The organism is Erwinia aphidicola, from assembly GCF_014773485.1.
In the GTDB taxonomy this organism is placed as follows: domain Bacteria; phylum Pseudomonadota; class Gammaproteobacteria; order Enterobacterales; family Enterobacteriaceae; genus Erwinia; species Erwinia aphidicola.
In genome coordinates, this window is the sequence record NZ_JACXBP010000001.1 from 875,171 (window position 1) to 890,594 (window position 15,424).

Here is a 15,424-nt window from a genome sequence, read left to right on the forward strand (position 1 = left end):
CATCAACACCCAGGGCCGACCGGAAAAGAGGGTCGGCCCCCACAGGAACGGTGGTCGAAGCTGGCGCAGGGGTCGACCGCCCTTCTGGTCGACCCGCACCAACACCCAGGACCGACCGGAAAAGAGGGTCGGCCCCTACAGGAACGGTGGTCGAAGCTGGCGTAGGGGTCGACCGCCCTTCTGGTCGACCCGCATCAACACCCAGGGCCGACCAAAAAAGAGGGTCGGCCCCCACAGGAACGGTGGCCGAAGCTGGCGTAGGGGTCGACCGCCCTTCTGGTCGACCCGCATCAACACCCAGGGCCGACCGAAAAAGAGGGTCGGCCCCTACAGGAACGGTGGTCGAAGCTGGCGCAGGGGTCGACCCGCAAACCTTAAACCAGGTACTTGTTAAACCACGCCAGGGTTCTTTCCCACGCCAGATCAGCGGCGGCTTTGTCATAACGCGGAGTTGAGTCGTTATGGAAGCCGTGGTTGACCCCTTTGTACACGTAGCCCTCGTAAATCTTGTGATGCTCTTTCAGCGCCGCTTCGTAAGGCGGCCAGCCTTCGGTGATGCGCGTATCCAGCTCGGCATAGTGCAGCAGCAGCGGCGCTTTAATCTTCGCCACGTCTTCCGTTTTAGGCTGACGGCCATAAAACGGCACGGCCGCCGCCAGCTCGGGATAGGCGACAGCTGCAGCATTGGCCACCCCGCCGCCGTAGCAGAAGCCGGTAATGCCCACTTTGCCGGTGCCGGGTTGATGCTGCATCAGAAATTCAATCGCGGCGAAAAAGTCGTTCATCAACTTAGTCGGGTCGATCTGCTGCTGCAGCTCGCGCCCCTTCTCGTCATTACCGGGATAGCCGCCGACCGAACTTAACCCGTCCGGGGCCAGCGCGATAAATCCGGCCTTGGCCACGCGGCGCGCCACATCTTCGATATACGGATTCAGGCCACGGTTTTCGTGCACCACCACCACGCCCGGCACCTTGCCACTGGCGTTGGCCGGGCGCACCAGGTAGCCTTTTACGCTGCCGTGCCCCTGCGGTGACGGATAGTGAATATATTCCGCGAGAATGTCAGGATCGGTGAACTTCACCTGCTGAGCATAAGCATAATTGGGCGTCAGCAATGTGCCGAGCGCGGCGGCCGACAGACCACCAACGACAAATTTCGCCGCGATATCAAGAAATTCGCGCTTGCTGATTTTGCCGTGGACGTAGAAATCGAAATACTCGAGTAGTTCAGGGGGGAAATCTTTTGCCGTCATACGTGTCATGCGCCAGGCTCCGTTCGGTTCAAAAGAAGCCTGAATAATGACCTGTAAATGCCGATTTTGTAAACACATTATGCACAGGCACGTAGGGGCGAGGCAGGCCTCGCCCCCATAACGGGCTCGCTATAATTCGACGGAATGCGCGTTGATATCCGGAATGGCTTTGATCAGTCCCTGCTGCAGATACCACTCGGCAACGTGCTGAATATGCTGGCGCTGCGCTGCGCCGACCGGGGAGAGCGGCACGGTATTCACTGTGCCCAGCTGGTCGCCCAGCCCGTCCCCGAGGCGCCCCATCTGCTGCGCCCAGATTTTCCCGGCCTCATGCGGGTGCTGCTTCGCCCAGGCATTCTGCTGCTTCATCACCTCCCAGAATATCTTCACCACTTCCGGGTGCTGCTGATAAAACGAGGTGGTGACAAAATAGCCCACCGCATTTTCCGAGCCAAGCTGTTTGCCGTTGGTCAGCAGGCGGCCATCGTAGCTCTGGCGCGCCAGCGACAGAAACGGGTCCCATACGGCCCACGCATCAACATGGCCGCCGACAAAGGCGCTGCCGCTGTCGGTCGGCGTCAGGTACTCTTTCTGCACGTCGCTCTCTTTCATCCCGGCGCTTTGCAGCGCGCGCGACAGCAGATACTGCCCGGTGCCGCCCTTATTCACCGCCACCTTTTTCCCGCGCAGGTCGGCCAGCGTTTTCAGCGGCGACTCTTTACGGACCACAATGCCTTCGCCATCGGGCGACATCGCCTGATAGCCGAAGAACACCAGCGGCAGCCCGGCAGAGATGGCGGTGACGAACGCGGTTGAGCTGCCGGTGGTGATATCGATCGACCCGGCGTTCATCGCTTCATAGGCGGGCGCGGCTGAGGAGAACGTCCCCGACCACTGCAATTTAACGTTATGCGCGGCCAGCGCCTTTTCCAGGCTGCCGTTTTCCCGCGCCAGCGCCAGGTCGGTCGGCGCACGTAAAAAGCCAATCCGCAGCGTGACAGGGTCGGCAGCCTGAGCCGCCAGCGTGATGCCTAACGCCGCGGCAACCAGCACGCGCAGCACTCCGTTCTTCATGCCTGTACTCCGTATTCTGCCGCAACGCCAATCGTCAACGGCTGGGTGATAAATTCGGCGGCCAGCAGATCGTCGGCCTGCTGCTGCTGCTCCGCCAGCAGGGCTGGTGCAACGCGCTGAATGCCCCATGGGCGGGCGCGAAGGGTTGCCAGCCAGTGGCTTTCGCTCAGCGCCCCCGGCAGATGCTGATGCAGCAGTCTGGCCGCCTGCAGGCTGTTTTCAGCAATCCAGCGGTCATTATCGCTGAGCACTTCCAGCAGCTGCGTTGCCTGCTGCGCATGCTGGCTGAGCCAGCTGGCGCGGCACCAGAACAGCGAACGATTGCGGATCACCTCGCCGACCTGAGCGAGACAGCGCACCTTTTTAGCATCCCGGGCGGCAGTTAGCCAGGGATCGATAGCGGCCCACAGGTCCACCCGCCCTTCGCGCAGCGCACGCGCGGCATCGCTGCCGTTAAGGTCCACCAGCGTGACGTCACCCAGCGTCAGCTGCTGCCGGAGCAGCAGGCGGGCGAGAAAATGGTCGGTAAACGAGCCTTTCATACAGGCAATGCGCGCGCCGCGCAGGTCGCGTACGCTTTGCCTGGCGCCCTCCTTCATCGCCAACAGCGCACAGTTGGCGGCACGATCGGGAGAGGCGGCGAGATAGGCCACATCCAGACCGTTACCCTGGGCGTAGATCGGCGGGGTTGAGCCGGTCCCCGCCACGTCCAGCCGCAGGTCGGTCAGCATCGCCGCGCTGTCGCCGCCGTGCAGATAGTCCACCCAGCGCACGCCGCTTATCGCCGCTTCCAGCACGCCGCGCTGGCGCAGAATAAACAGCGAGAGGTTATTGGGATGGCTGCCGATACGTAAGCTCATCAGCGCTCCTCCGTCTGGCTAATCGGGCGGTCCCACAGATTGCTCCAGGTAAAGGTATTGGCCGCCTCGTCCGCCGCTGCCGTGACCGCATTGTCGTCCAGCTGCAGGCGCGGCAGCACCAGCTCGCTGAAGCGCTCGGCCTTCTCCAGCAGCGGGAAGCCGGAGAGAATAAACACCTCGACGCCAGCCTGCTGATAAGCTTTCAGCGTGCGTTCCACCGTTTGCGGGCTGCCGACAATCGCCGTGCCCGGCCCCGGACGCACCAGACCGATGCCCGCCCACAGCCCGGGATAGATCTCCAGCTCGCGCGGGTCGTCGGGGCGGGCGTCATTGTGCAGCGCGCTCATACGTGCCTGGCCGACGGAGTCCGACCCCGCCGCCAGCGCCCGGCGGGCAGCGATCGCCTGCTCATCCATCGACTGATACAGCTCGTCTACCGCCTGCCATGCGGCCTCGTCGCTGTCGCGCACGATGACATACAGGCGAATGCCAAAGCGTAGCGTGCGCTGGTAAGCTGCCGCCCGCTGCTTCACCGCCGCGATTTTCTCTGCAGCCTGCGGCGGGGTTTCTCCCCAGGAGAGATAGGTATCAATATGCTTAGCCGCGACGTCCTGCGCCGCTTCAGATGAGCCGCCAAACCACAGTGCCGGAGGCGGATAGCCGCCGTTGCCCAACGCCAGCTTCGCCTTGTCGATATCAAGATGGTCGCCATGGAAATCCACCGACTGCCCGGCCAGCAGCGGTTTCAGCACGGTAAGAAACTCATCGCTCAGGGCATAACGCTGGTCGTGTTCCAGGTGCATACCGTAGGCGCCAAGGGTATTTTTATCACCGCTCACCACGTTCAGCAGCACCCTCCCTTTCGAGAACTGGTTAAAGGTGACCGCCATTTTCGCCAGCAGCGTCGGGGAGATCAGCCCTGGCTGGATGGCAATCAGAAACTTCATGCGCTCGGTGGCAGAGATCAGCGATGCACCGATAATCCACGGATCGTGCGCCCCCGTCGCCAGCAGCGCACCGTGAAAACCCAGACGGTCAATACCGCGCGCCACCCGCTGGAACCAGGCATAATCGATGTTATAGCTGCCGGCGGCGTTCCACGGCTGAGGGCCATCAGGGGCGGTGAGATACCAGTAAATTTCCATTGCGGCTAACCTTTGCTGTGTCAGAGTTAAACCACAGCAATATCAAAGCCGTATCGTAAGGACAAAGAAGAAATCGGGGAAAGGTGTGCAGGAATGAGCATTTGGAAAACTGGCGGCTCTGTGGCCGCCTTGTCTTTCAGGCGCGGGTTAATCATCATCACACTTCTAAAATGTACCGTACCGTACCGTACCGTACCGTACGGTTTGCTTGTGCCCTGGCAGGATTTTTTTGTCAATAAAATGTACACTCGGGTTTATTTTTCGCGGGAGGTGCGATGAAAGTCAAAACGGAAGCCCGCCGTGAGGCGATTGTGGAAGCTGCCGCTCAGCTGTTCCAGGAGATGGGGTATGAACGCGCCTCAATGAATGAGCTGGCGAAGCGGCTGGGTGGCTCGAAAACCACGCTGTATAACTATTTCCCCTCGAAAGAGGAGCTGTTTAGCGCGGTGATCCGCACCTATGCGACGCAGCACCTGACCGACGCCGCCTGTGCGCTGGATACCTCCGTCAGCAAAGGCCTGTCGCTGACCGAGAAGCTGCAGCTGTTCGGTGAGCAGATGCTGCAGGTGATGACCACCAACAACACCGCGCTGGCGGTATACCGCATGGTGGTGGCTGAAGCCGGTCATTCGGAGATGGGGATGCTGTTTTATGAATCAGGGCCGCGTGAGAGCATCGAACGGCTTGCGCGACTGTTCTCCAGCGCGATGGACAGCGGCGTGCTGCGCATGGGCGACCCGCAGATCCGTGCGCTGCAGTTCCTCGCCCTGCTGACTGCAGAAATTGAGATCCGCATTTACCAGCGCAACGCGCCGCCGCTGAGCGTGAAGCGGGTCAGCGAGATGACCGCCTGCGCGGTAAGAATGTTTATGGCTGGCGCAGGAAAGTAGTGCCGCCCCTATTGTGAGGAGATGAATAATGAAGACTCTGCCTGCTGTCACTATCACCTACTGCTCCCAGTGCAACTGGATGCTGCGCGCCAGCTGGATGGCGCAGGAGCTGCTGCACACCTTTAGCACCGACCTTGGCTCGGTTACGCTGATACCCGGCACCGGAGGTGTTTACCAGATTGCCATCCACGACCAGATAATCTGGGACCGCAAAACTGATAACGGTTTTCCCGATGCCGCCGAGATCAAACGCCGCCTGCGCGCCGTCTGCTTCCCCGAGCGTGACCTTGGCCATATTGACCAGCACGTGAAACCGGCCGAATAACACCACAGCGGGTCAGGCATGCCTGACCCCTACCTGAACCCGGATGCTGCTACCGTGGGGGGCGGGCACGCCCGACCCGTTGTTTTCCGTGATGCTGCAACCGTAGGGGTCGGGCACGCCCGCCCCGTAGTTTACCGTATCGCAATTAACCGACGCGCTTCACGTCACCGACCAGCAGGATGTAGGAGAGCGCACCAATCAGCGCCACCACCGAGATATAGATCAGCGCCGGGGAGAAGCCATAATCCTGCGCCAGATAGCCCACCACCAGCGGCACGGTGATGCCACCCAGCCCGCCAATAAAGTTGAATACCCCACCGGTTAAACCAATCAGACGCACCGGCGCCAGCGAAGAGACCAGCGACCAGGTGATTGAAGCAAAGCCGTTGCCGAAGAACGCCACCGCCATCAGTACCATGATCCACACCGGATCGTTGGTGTAGTTGGCGCCCATAATGCAGGTGGAGATCAGCAGCCCGCAGATGATCGGCGTTTTACGCGCAAAGCCCAGCGAGCGGCCGCTGCGCACCAGACGGTCGGCGACAATGCCGGAGAGGATCACCCCGAAAAAGGCAGCGAGGAACGGCACGGTCGTCATAAAGCCAGCGGTAAGTGCCGCAATATGTTTCTCCTGGGTCAAATAGTTAGGGAACCAGGTGAGGAAAAACCACAGCGTCGAGGTCACGGCAAACTGCCCGAGGTAAACGCCGCACAGCTTGCGGTGGAACACCAGCTTCCAGTCAGCCGCCGTCATTTTAACGCGGTTTTTCTTCTCTGAGGGGGCATCGCCGTCGATCATCGCCCCGCCGTCGCGAATGTACTCCAGCTCGGCCTGGTTGATACCCTGGCTTTTGCGCGGAGCCTGGTAGACTTTGATCCAGACAAATGACCAGATAATGCCGATGCCGCCGGTAATGATAAACACCCAGTGCCAGCTCAGTATCTCCTGGATCCAGATCAGCAGCGGCGTCAGAAATGCCAGGCCGACAAACTGCCCGGAAGTGTAAAAACCCACGGCCGAAGCACGCTCCTGCTCCGGGAACCAGCTGGTCACCAGGCGATTATTGGTCGGGAACGCCGGCGCTTCAAAGATACCGGTAATCGCGCGCAGGCCAATCAACGACATTAATCCGCTGGCAAAGCCTTGCAGCAGCGTCGCCACCGACCAGCCGAAGATGGCGATGAAATAGGTCAGGCGCGAACCGACGCGGTCAAGGAACCAGCCGCCGGGGATCTGGCACAGGGTATACAGCCATGCAAAGGCCGAGAAGACGTAGCCCATCTGCGCTTTGCTGATGCCAAACTCTTCCTGAATATGTGCCGAGGCCACCGCCAGGTTGGCGCGGTCGACATAGCAAATCACCACGGTAATAAAAATCATCAGCAGGGTTAAATAGCGCCGACGCGTAGGCCTGGTATTAACGTCAGAGATGTCCATAATAGGGCTCCGTAGGGTTTCAGGGCGAGATTTACCCGCCCGGTGAGAGGTTTATCTTTCTAATAATTTGATAAAAAAATTGCCATATAAATAGAACGGTACACTTTGCCACTAATATCGTTAATGGCTGTGCACTCTTAATTAATATCCAAAATAACTCGAGCAGCAGGAAGGCGGCAAGCCCGTGAGTCTCCAGCAGCATAGTAAGCTATGTGACTGGGGTCAGCGGGTGAAGCCAACGCATCTGCGGCTCGAAGAATGAAGGATATTTACCATTCCGCCACGGAACCATCCGCGAAACGCCACAATGGATTACGCCAGTCCGGGGCATTTTTACTGCGCTCAATCACCAGCTCTTCGTTTATTTCTACGCCAAGGCCGGGTTTATTTAACGGATAGAAATGACCGCCATCCATTTTAAAGTCGTCTTTATTAATCACGTAGTCGAGAAGTTCGGCGCCCTTATTATAATGGATACCCATACTCTGCTCCTGGAATACCGCATTGCGCGAGACAAAATCGACGTGCAGGCAGGCTGCCAGCGCAATCGGTCCCAGCGGGCAGTGCGGCGCCAGCGCCACATCGTAAGATTCAGCCATCGCGGCAATTTTATAGCACTCGGTAATGCCGCCCGCGTGGGAGAGATCGGGTTGCAGAATAGCGAGACCGCCCGCTTCCAGCACGCGTTTAAACTCGAAGCGCGAAAACATGCGCTCACCGGCGGCAATCGGAATATGGGTTTGTGCCGCCAGTTTCGGATAGTACTCCGCCTGCTCTGCCAGCACCGGCTCTTCGATAAACAGCGGACGATACGGCTCCAGCTCTTTGATCAGCACTTTCGCCATTGGCGCACTGACGCGGCCGTGGAAGTCGAGGCCGAACTCAATCTCACTGCCGAACGCTTCACGGATCTGCGCCACGGTATTGACGGCGGTATCGATCTTACGCGAGTTATCGATAATGCCCATCTCTTCACAGCCGTTCAGCTTAAAGGTGTCGAAGCCGATGGTGCGCAGCTTTTTGATCCCTGCGATGGCATCTGCCGGGCGGTCGCCGCCGACCCAGCTGTAGGCTTTGATGCTGTCGCGCACCAGCCCGCCCAGCAGCTGATAGACCGGGACGCCGAGCACTTTGCCCTTAATATCCCACAGCGCCTGGTCGATGCCCGCAATGGCGCTCATCAGGGTTGGGCCACCGCGATAGAAGCCGCCGCGATACATGACCTGCCAGAGATCGTTGATGCGCGCCGGATCCTGGCCGATCAGATAGTGTGACATCTCGTGCACCGCCGCTTCCACGCTGCGTGCGCCCCCTTCTATTACCGGCTCGCCCCAACCGAATACGCCTTCGTCAGTTTCAATTTTGAGGAACATCCAGCGCGGCGGTAGGCGGTAAGTTGTCAGTTTGGTAATTTTCATCGTAACGCGTCCTTATAAGCGTGAATAAATGCCTGAGCCTGTTCAACGGTGCGCGCCAGCGGCTGCCCGGCGCGGTAGAGATCGCTGCCCAGCCCGGCGCCAATGCAGCCCGCCGCCATAAAATCTTTTAAGTTTTCCGGGGTCACGCCGCCGACGGCAAATACCGGAACGTCGGCAGGCAGCACCGCCTTCAGGGCTTTGATATAGTCAGGGCCAAAGGCGGAAGATGGGAAAATTTTCAGGGTTTGCGCACCGGCTTCCAGCGCGGTAAACGCTTCGGTCGCGGTCGCGCACCCGGCAGCCACCACCATCCCGCAGTCGACCGCCCGGCGGATCACCGCGGCGTTGGTATTTGGCGTTACCACCAGCTGGCTTTTGATCTGCGCCAGCTGCTCAACCTGCTCCACTTTCAGTACCGTTCCAGCACCGATCAGGGCTTTATCGCCGAAGTTCTGCACGGCTTCGCTAATGCTGACCGCCCACTCCGGGGAGTTAAGCGGGATCTCGATGGCGTCGAACCCTGCGGCGATCAGCGCGGCAATATGCTCCTGCGCTTCCTGCGGACGAATGCCGCGTAAAATGGCGATTAACGGTAATTTAGTCTGCCAGCTCATTGGCTATGCTCCTTATCCCATGCTGGAAGGCGCTATCGCCCGCCAGCGTTTGTGTATTGAGGCCGACAAAACGCAGCGCCTGCTGATAGCGTTGCGCCAGCGCCTCCCCGGCTATAATCGTCACCGGACGCCCGGCCTTCACCGCGTACTGCCCGGCCATCAGCGCCGCTTCGTGGCCAATTAACAGGCCGGAGAGAAAATCGCTAATCGTCGCCCGGTCACGCACCCCCAGCACGTGTGCCGCACGCACTTCAAACAGCCGGGAGAGAATGGAGCGGTCGCTGCTGCCTACCGCCAGCCCGTCGCGAAAAGCGGCGCGATCCTCACGCTGCTCAGGCAGCCCCGCCCCCACCAGCGACTGCGTTAACAGCAGGTGGTGCAGCTCACCGGTCATGACGGTACGAAAATCGATAATTTTGTCCGCTTCGGCCTGCACCCACTTGGCATGGGTGCCGGGCATCACGTAAACGTCCGCCGGGGCGAGCTGAAGTGCGCCCAGCAGCTGCGTCTCTTCACCGCGCATGACATTGGCGTTATCCTCCCGCTGCACGCTCAGCCCGGGCACCACCCAGGCACGGTTATCGACGCGGGTCAGGCGAGCGGCAATGTCGCTCAAGCGCACCGGGCAACTAAGGTACGGCACCGGCTGCCAGCCCGCGTTGCTGCCGACCATCCCGGCCATGACCACCGGCACGTCATCCACCGGCCAGCCGGCGGTCACTTCAGCAAACACCTCGGCGCAGCGGCGACCGTTGAGGCGCGTGACGCCCGCCTCTGAGCGGCGCTCTTCGACGCATGCGCCCTGCTGATAGTGCCACGCGCGTAAATTGGTGGATCCCCAGTCGATGGCGATATAGCTGTTCACATTATCTCCTTAAGGCGCCCCGTTGAGCTGGCAATCATGGTTTTCGCCGCCTGCTCAGCGGCATCGGCATCCTGATGGCGAATGGCATCCAGCAGAGCTTTATGCTCCTCCAGCGTACGCGGCATATTGGCTTCGTCCGGCATAAAGGTGCGGTCAAACACCGCTTTTTGCAGCTCGCCAATCGCAACGTTAAGCTGTTGCAGCACCGGGTTATGCACCGAGGCCATCACCGCTTCGTGGTAGCGAATATCCGCCTGGTTAAAGGCATCACGATCGCGGCGGTTCGCCACCATCTCGTTCCAGGCCATCTCGATATTCGCCAGATCGCTGGAGGTGGCGCGCTCCGCCGACCAGCGCGCAATTTGCGGCTCTACCAGCACGCGCACTTCGTTCATGGCGGCGATCAGGCGCGGGTCGTCATCATGCGCCAGCGACCAGCGCAGCACGTCGCTGTCGAGGTAGTTCCACTGGTTGCGCAGGGTGACGAACGCGCCGCGATAGCGCTTCATCTCCATCAGGCGTTTCGCCATCAGCGAGCGAAACACCTCGCGAATAATATTGCGCGAGGTGGTAAAGCGTTCGCACAGCTCGGCTTCGGCAGGCAGCGCGCCGCCGGGAACATATTTGCCCGAAACGATCTCCTCGCCCAGGGTCAGGATGATGCGTTCGGTTTTACTTAGCTGTTCTTGCGTCATGATTTTCCATTCGGTGAGCTGCAGGTCAGCGGCGGCAGTGGATGAGCAGATTGTAGTACTAATGGATAAAGTTGTACTACAATCCAGATCACAAAACAGACAATTGCTCTGACAGGCACAAAAAAGGCCGGGCAAGCCCGACCTTATGGTTAATCCTGAGCCTTACATCAGAAATCGACGTTCACACCCAGCTGGAAATTACGCCCCGGCATGACGGCCAGTGAGCGGTCGTTGATATCCATCGGGGTCTCCCCGGTCAGGTCGCGGCTGCTGAGGTAATCCCAATATTTGCGATCGGTCAGGTTATAGATGCCGCCGCTCAACCTGACGTTCTTCGTCACCTTCACCCACGCGGAGAGATCCACCATGCCGTAGCCCGGCACGCGCTGGTACTCGGAAGTGGCATCGGTCAGCGCCGAGCCACTGTTGTTGAAGCTGTTGCGATTGGTGTTTTCCGCCTGCTTGCCCTTCACAAAGGTTGCGGTGACATTGGCACCAAAGCGCTGCGCCGGGTCGTCCCAGCCCACGCCGACCACGGCTTTCATCGGTGCCACGCTGTCGAGGTCAACATACCTGTCGCCGGCATAGCTGGACTTCGACTGCCCTTTGCTGTACCCCAGCGCGAAGGTGCTGTTCAGACCATTAACCGCTTCAAACCAGGTGCCGTAGTTGATTTTGCTACTGATGTTGCCGCCCCAGATGTAGGCTTTATCGCGGTTTTCCGCCTGATAAGTGGTGGCGATATTTGACGGCACGTTGGCGAATTTCTCCGGGTTGGTGGCGCGGCTGTAGCGGGTATAGGCAATAAAGTTTTTATAGCTGTTATAGAACATCGCGCCGCTGAAGGTGACCCCTGGCGTGGCTTCTCCCTTTACGCCCCACTCAACGTTGTTACTGGTTTCGGTATCGAGATCGGTGTTGCCGATCAGCGCGTACTGGCGGCCGGCCAGGTAGTTGGAGCCGAGGTTCCACGAGCCGTACAGCTGGCTGGCATTCGGGAACTGCGCCCCGCGCTTGTACTGCACATAGGTCATCAGCTTTGGCGTGATGTCGTAGTTGAAGCTGATGGACGGCAGCACCTGCGTGTCGCTGTTGGTTTTACCGTACAGCGCTTCGGCATCGGCCCCGGTGAGCACGTCGGTGCCGGCGGCGAGGTTATCGAGGTTCTGCGGTTTGGTTTCCTGATGTGCCACGCGCACGCCGGGCACTACCGCAAAGCCGTGACCGTCGAGATCGAACTGAATGGTGTCCTGCACGAAACCACCCAGAACCACGGTGCGGCTGTCGCCCTGGGGTTTGGTGATCTTATTGAACGAGGTCTGCGCCGGGGACTGGCTGAATGGACGCTCAGCATCGGCCAGACGGGCATTGACCCCGGCGAGCAGATCGTGACGGCCAATGCTTTTCGCCAGCTGGGCTTCGTAGCCCACCGTTTCAACGTTATAGTCAGAATAGACGCGCTGCATGGATGACGCATCCAGCGGCATCAGGGTGTTGTCGTGCGCTTCGGTTTTCTGGTAGTAGACCTTGTTGCTCAGGCTGTCGATCCACGCGTTTGCCGGCGTCCACTCATCTTTCAGGCTGATGCCCCAGCGGCGGGTATTGCTCTGCTGATTGGCATCGCCCAGTACCGCTGTGCCGGCGGTGTTCCAGCTGTCGTAACGGGTGTGGTTCACCTTGTTGTAGAGATCGACGGTGGCTATCAGCTTGTGCTCGTCGCTGGGCTGCCAGATGCCGGAGGCGAGAAACGCATCGGAGTGCCAGTTAGCCGGGTAAGCATCCCGCTCGCCGCTGTTGTTGCGCGTCTCCTGCCCGTCGCGGCGGCTGTAAGCCACCAGCCCGCGCAGGGTTTCATCGCCCATCGCTGCGGTAATGCCGTTGTGCCAGCTGCGGTTGGAGGAGTCGTAATCGCTCTGGTAGCCAAAGTAGGTCGGTTTTGACGGCGCCAGGTAGTCATCGGCAGATTTTGGCAGGAAGGAGACGGAGCCACCGAGCGCGTTATTGCTGCGCGCCGTAGAGGTTGCGCCGACTTCGATGTCGACCTGGCCGTAAAGATAAGGATCCACGTAGTCGCGACCGATACCGAAGGTATTTACCCCGGCACGGCTGGCGTAGCTGCGCCCGGTCGCGTCCGGCTGCGGGATGCCGTCAACGTCCATCGCGATGCGGTTACCCTCCAGACCACGGATGTTGTAGCCGGTGTAGCCGCTGCGGTCGAAGCCGCTTTTACCGCTGGTGGAGCCACCGCTGCTGCCGACCGCACCGATCAGCGTTTCATAACGCATGATGGTGCCAAAGTCGTTGCCGCCGCGCTGCTGCATCTCCGCCGCGCTGAGCGTGATTTTGCTGCCGGCGACGTTTTTCACCGCCGGCGACAACACGGTCATCACCGCATCATCTTTCGGCCTGGCGGCATCGGACGGTTTCTGGCCGCTGGCGTTCTGTGCTGTTTGTGCGGTCTCGTCACCCTGCTCCGCAGCGCTGCTGACGGTGGCGGTGAGTAAAGTTCCCATGACGAGCGATGTCTGCAGTAGCCCCTGGCGGGACGAAAATTTGAGCATGATAAATACCTGATTTAATTATTGGTATTTGCTCAACAGTGCTTTCCGATGAAACAGGTTAATGGCCCCGAAAATGCGATGCGCGGGGCAAGTCGTTCTTTTATAATTTGCGACATCATATACAGACGATAATAATTATCAATACACTAATTGAATAATTTACATTAACCTGCGGAACTTTCTGCTAAAGCCGCCCTCATGGCATAAAAAAACCGCTGTTCCTTGCGGCGCAGCGGCTTAGACGTGACTCAGTCCTCTCAGGATTCAGCGAAATCCGTCAGCACCTTGCCTTCCATGCGGTAGCGCACCCACTCATCCTGCGGAACCGCGCCGAGGCTTTTGTAGAAGTCGATGGCAGGCTGGTTCCAGTCGAGCACGCTCCACTCCAGGCGACCGCAATTGCGCGCGACCGCCAGCTGGGCGATATGGCGCAGCAGGGTTTTACCGGCTTTATGGCCGCGAAAACGCGGGGAGACGTAGAGATCTTCAAGATAAATACCGTTTTTGCCCAGCCAGGTAGAGTAGCTGGTAAAGAACACCGCGTAGCCCGCCGCCTCACCGTCGATTTCGCAGATTAGCGCTTCTGATTTGCTCTCCGCAGCGAACAGCGACTCTTCGATGTCCTGCTGGCTGGCGACCACTTCATGTAGCGCTTTCTCATATTCGGCCAGCTCGGCGATCATCGCGAGGATCAGTTTAGCGTCCGGGCGTTCGGCGCGGCGGATAACGATATTCATTGTATTTCTCTGAGGTTAGGGCGTGGATAACGCTTAGCATAACCGCTAAGCGCGGGTGAATGAAGGGAAAGCTTATGCCGCTATGCGTCACGCAGCGTGATGAGTCTGACGATCGTGGTGGTCGCGCCTGGCGATGCCCAGCCTTTCGCGCAGCGTGCGGCTGTCGTCCTGATGCCAGTAACCGCGGGCTTCGAGGATCGGCAGCACGTAGCGCACCACGTCTTCCAGCGCTTCGTTCAGCACCGGGCCGCAGATGATAAATCCGCTGGCGCCACCCTGCTCAACCCAGCGGATAAAGGTGTCGGCCACCTGCTCTGGCGTGCCAAAAAACTCGCCTTTTGGCAGCGTGGTGCGCAGCGCAACCTCGCGCAGCGTTAACTTTTCTTCTGCCGCCAGTCGTTTGATCTGATCGGTGGTGGAACGGAAGCTGTTCTCGCCCAGGCTACCCAGCTGCGGGAAAGGCGCGTCCGGATCATACTGGCTGAAGTCGTGATGGTCGAAGAAGCGCCCAAGGTAGTTCAGCGCCTGCTCCAGCGTCAGCAGGGAGAGCAGATACTGATATTTCTCCTCGGCTTCCTGTTCCGTGGCGCCAATAATCGGGCTGATGCCGGGAAAAATTCCCACCGCGTCACGCCCCTGCTGCGCCACCTGTTCACGCAGGCTGGCGGCGTAACCTTCGGCTTCCTCCAGCGTGCGCGCGTTGGTAAACACCGCGTCAGCCGTCGCCGCCGCCAGGCGAATACCGGACTCAGAGGCGCCCGCCTGGAAGATCACCGGCTGCCCCTGCGGGGAGCGCTGAATATTAAGCGGCCCTTCAACCGAGAAGTGGTCGCCCTGATGATTCAGCTTGTGCAGCTTGCTGGCGTCAAAAAACTCGCCGCTCTGCTTGTCACGGATAAATGCATCCTCTTCCCAGCTGTTCCACAGCCCCTGCACCACTTCAATATATTCACGCGCTATCTGGTAACGCTGGCCGTGCTCCGGGTGTGTTTTACCAAAGTTGCGCGCCGAGCCTTCCAGCGGCGAGGTCACCACGTTCCAGCCTGCGCGCCCGTGGCTGAGCAGGTCGAGCGTTGCCAGCTGCCGTGCGACGGTAAACGGATCGCTGTAGGAGGTGGAGATGGTCCCGGCCAGCCCGATGCGTTCGGTGACCGAGGCCAGGGAGGAGAGCAGCGCCACCGGCTCGAAACGGTTAAGGAAGTGCGGCAGGGATTTTTCATTGATGTGCAGCCCGTCGGCGACAAACAGGAAGTCCAGCCCGGCATCCTCTGCCTGGCGTGCCAGCTGGTGATACCAGCTAACGTTGACGCTGGCATCGGCCGGGACACGATGATGGCGCCACGCATTCATAAAACCACCGGCGCCCTGCAGCATCAGACCAAGTTTGATCCGTTGTGGATTCTGGCTCATTTTACTACTCCCTCGTCATAAGATATGACGCCAGATTTTCATAAATCCGCGACGGAATTAAATATCAATATCCCCTTTGTAATGCCGCATTACGGCAAACTGCCGGGCGGTGAGGGTTTTACCCGCACCAGCAGCGGAG

Annotated in this window: 14 protein-coding genes; 2 read left to right on the plus strand and 12 right to left on the minus strand. The window is 59.5% G+C overall.

The window, feature by feature from the left end; translation table 11 throughout:
* Nucleotides 1-374: 374 nt before the first annotated feature.
* The 4 genes from yghX to ID864_RS04065 form a co-directional block, all read right to left on the minus strand.
* Nucleotides 375-1,262, minus strand: coding sequence for a YghX family hydrolase (gene yghX / locus ID864_RS04050; protein ID WP_191149447.1), 888 nt, complete (start codon nucleotides 1,260-1,262; stop codon nucleotides 375-377).
* 120 nt (nucleotides 1,263-1,382) lie between these two features.
* Nucleotides 1,383-2,327 (minus strand): aliphatic sulfonate ABC transporter substrate-binding protein, encoded by a 945-nt coding sequence (locus ID864_RS04055; protein ID WP_191149448.1) that lies wholly within the window; start codon nucleotides 2,325-2,327, stop codon nucleotides 1,383-1,385.
* Nucleotides 2,324-3,187, minus strand: a complete 864-nt coding sequence (locus tag ID864_RS04060; protein WP_191149449.1) for an ABC transporter substrate-binding protein — start codon at nucleotides 3,185-3,187, stop codon at nucleotides 2,324-2,326. Before ID864_RS04060 ends, ID864_RS04055 begins: the two co-directional genes overlap by 4 nt.
* Nucleotides 3,187-4,332, minus strand: coding sequence for an LLM class flavin-dependent oxidoreductase (locus ID864_RS04065; protein WP_191149450.1), 1,146 nt, complete (start codon nucleotides 4,330-4,332; stop codon nucleotides 3,187-3,189). Before ID864_RS04065 ends, ID864_RS04060 begins: the two co-directional genes overlap by 1 nt.
* Before the next feature lie 275 nt (nucleotides 4,333-4,607).
* Here ID864_RS04065 and ID864_RS04070 point away from each other — a divergent pair, with 275 nt between their 5' ends.
* Nucleotides 4,608-5,222 (plus strand): TetR/AcrR family transcriptional regulator, encoded by a 615-nt coding sequence (locus tag ID864_RS04070; RefSeq protein WP_048918005.1) that lies wholly within the window; start codon nucleotides 4,608-4,610, stop codon nucleotides 5,220-5,222.
* Nucleotides 5,223-5,250: 28 nt separating this feature from the next.
* The gene (locus ID864_RS04075; protein ID WP_048918006.1) at nucleotides 5,251-5,547 is read left to right on the plus strand and encodes a SelT/SelW/SelH family protein; all 297 of its coding nucleotides are present in this window, start codon (nucleotides 5,251-5,253) and stop codon (nucleotides 5,545-5,547) included.
* A gap of 145 nt (nucleotides 5,548-5,692) precedes the next feature.
* Here the strand turns inward: ID864_RS04075 and ID864_RS04080 are convergent, their stop codons facing one another.
* The 8 genes from ID864_RS04080 to ID864_RS04115 all read right to left on the minus strand — a co-directional run bounded on the left by ID864_RS04080 (nucleotide 5,693) and on the right by ID864_RS04115 (nucleotide 15,285).
* On the minus strand, nucleotides 5,693-6,985 hold the full coding sequence (locus ID864_RS04080; protein WP_048918007.1) for an MFS transporter: 1,293 nt from the start codon (nucleotides 6,983-6,985) through the stop codon (nucleotides 5,693-5,695).
* A gap of 269 nt (nucleotides 6,986-7,254) precedes the next feature.
* A complete protein-coding gene (gene dgoD / locus ID864_RS04085; protein WP_048918008.1) occupies nucleotides 7,255-8,403 on the minus strand; it encodes a galactonate dehydratase in 1,149 nt (382 codons plus the stop codon).
* Nucleotides 8,400-9,017 (minus strand): 2-dehydro-3-deoxy-6-phosphogalactonate aldolase, encoded by a 618-nt coding sequence (locus tag ID864_RS04090; RefSeq protein WP_048918009.1) that lies wholly within the window; start codon nucleotides 9,015-9,017, stop codon nucleotides 8,400-8,402. The genes dgoD and ID864_RS04090 overlap by 4 nt, the downstream gene beginning before the upstream one ends.
* A complete protein-coding gene (locus ID864_RS04095; protein WP_191149451.1) occupies nucleotides 9,001-9,882 on the minus strand; it encodes a 2-dehydro-3-deoxygalactonokinase in 882 nt (293 codons plus the stop codon). Before ID864_RS04095 ends, ID864_RS04090 begins: the two co-directional genes overlap by 17 nt.
* Nucleotides 9,879-10,577 (minus strand): FadR/GntR family transcriptional regulator, encoded by a 699-nt coding sequence (locus tag ID864_RS04100; RefSeq protein ID WP_048918011.1) that lies wholly within the window; start codon nucleotides 10,575-10,577, stop codon nucleotides 9,879-9,881. Before ID864_RS04100 ends, ID864_RS04095 begins: the two co-directional genes overlap by 4 nt.
* 167 nt (nucleotides 10,578-10,744) lie before the next feature.
* Nucleotides 10,745-13,138, minus strand: coding sequence for a TonB-dependent receptor domain-containing protein (locus ID864_RS04105; RefSeq protein ID WP_048918012.1), 2,394 nt, complete (start codon nucleotides 13,136-13,138; stop codon nucleotides 10,745-10,747).
* A 257-nt stretch (nucleotides 13,139-13,395) separates the two neighbouring features.
* Nucleotides 13,396-13,875, minus strand: a complete 480-nt coding sequence (locus ID864_RS04110) for a GNAT family N-acetyltransferase (protein WP_048916063.1) — start codon at nucleotides 13,873-13,875, stop codon at nucleotides 13,396-13,398.
* A gap of 87 nt (nucleotides 13,876-13,962) precedes the next feature.
* A complete protein-coding gene (locus ID864_RS04115) occupies nucleotides 13,963-15,285 on the minus strand; it encodes an LLM class flavin-dependent oxidoreductase (protein WP_062818545.1) in 1,323 nt (440 codons plus the stop codon).
* Between the last annotated feature and the right edge of the window lie 139 nt (nucleotides 15,286-15,424).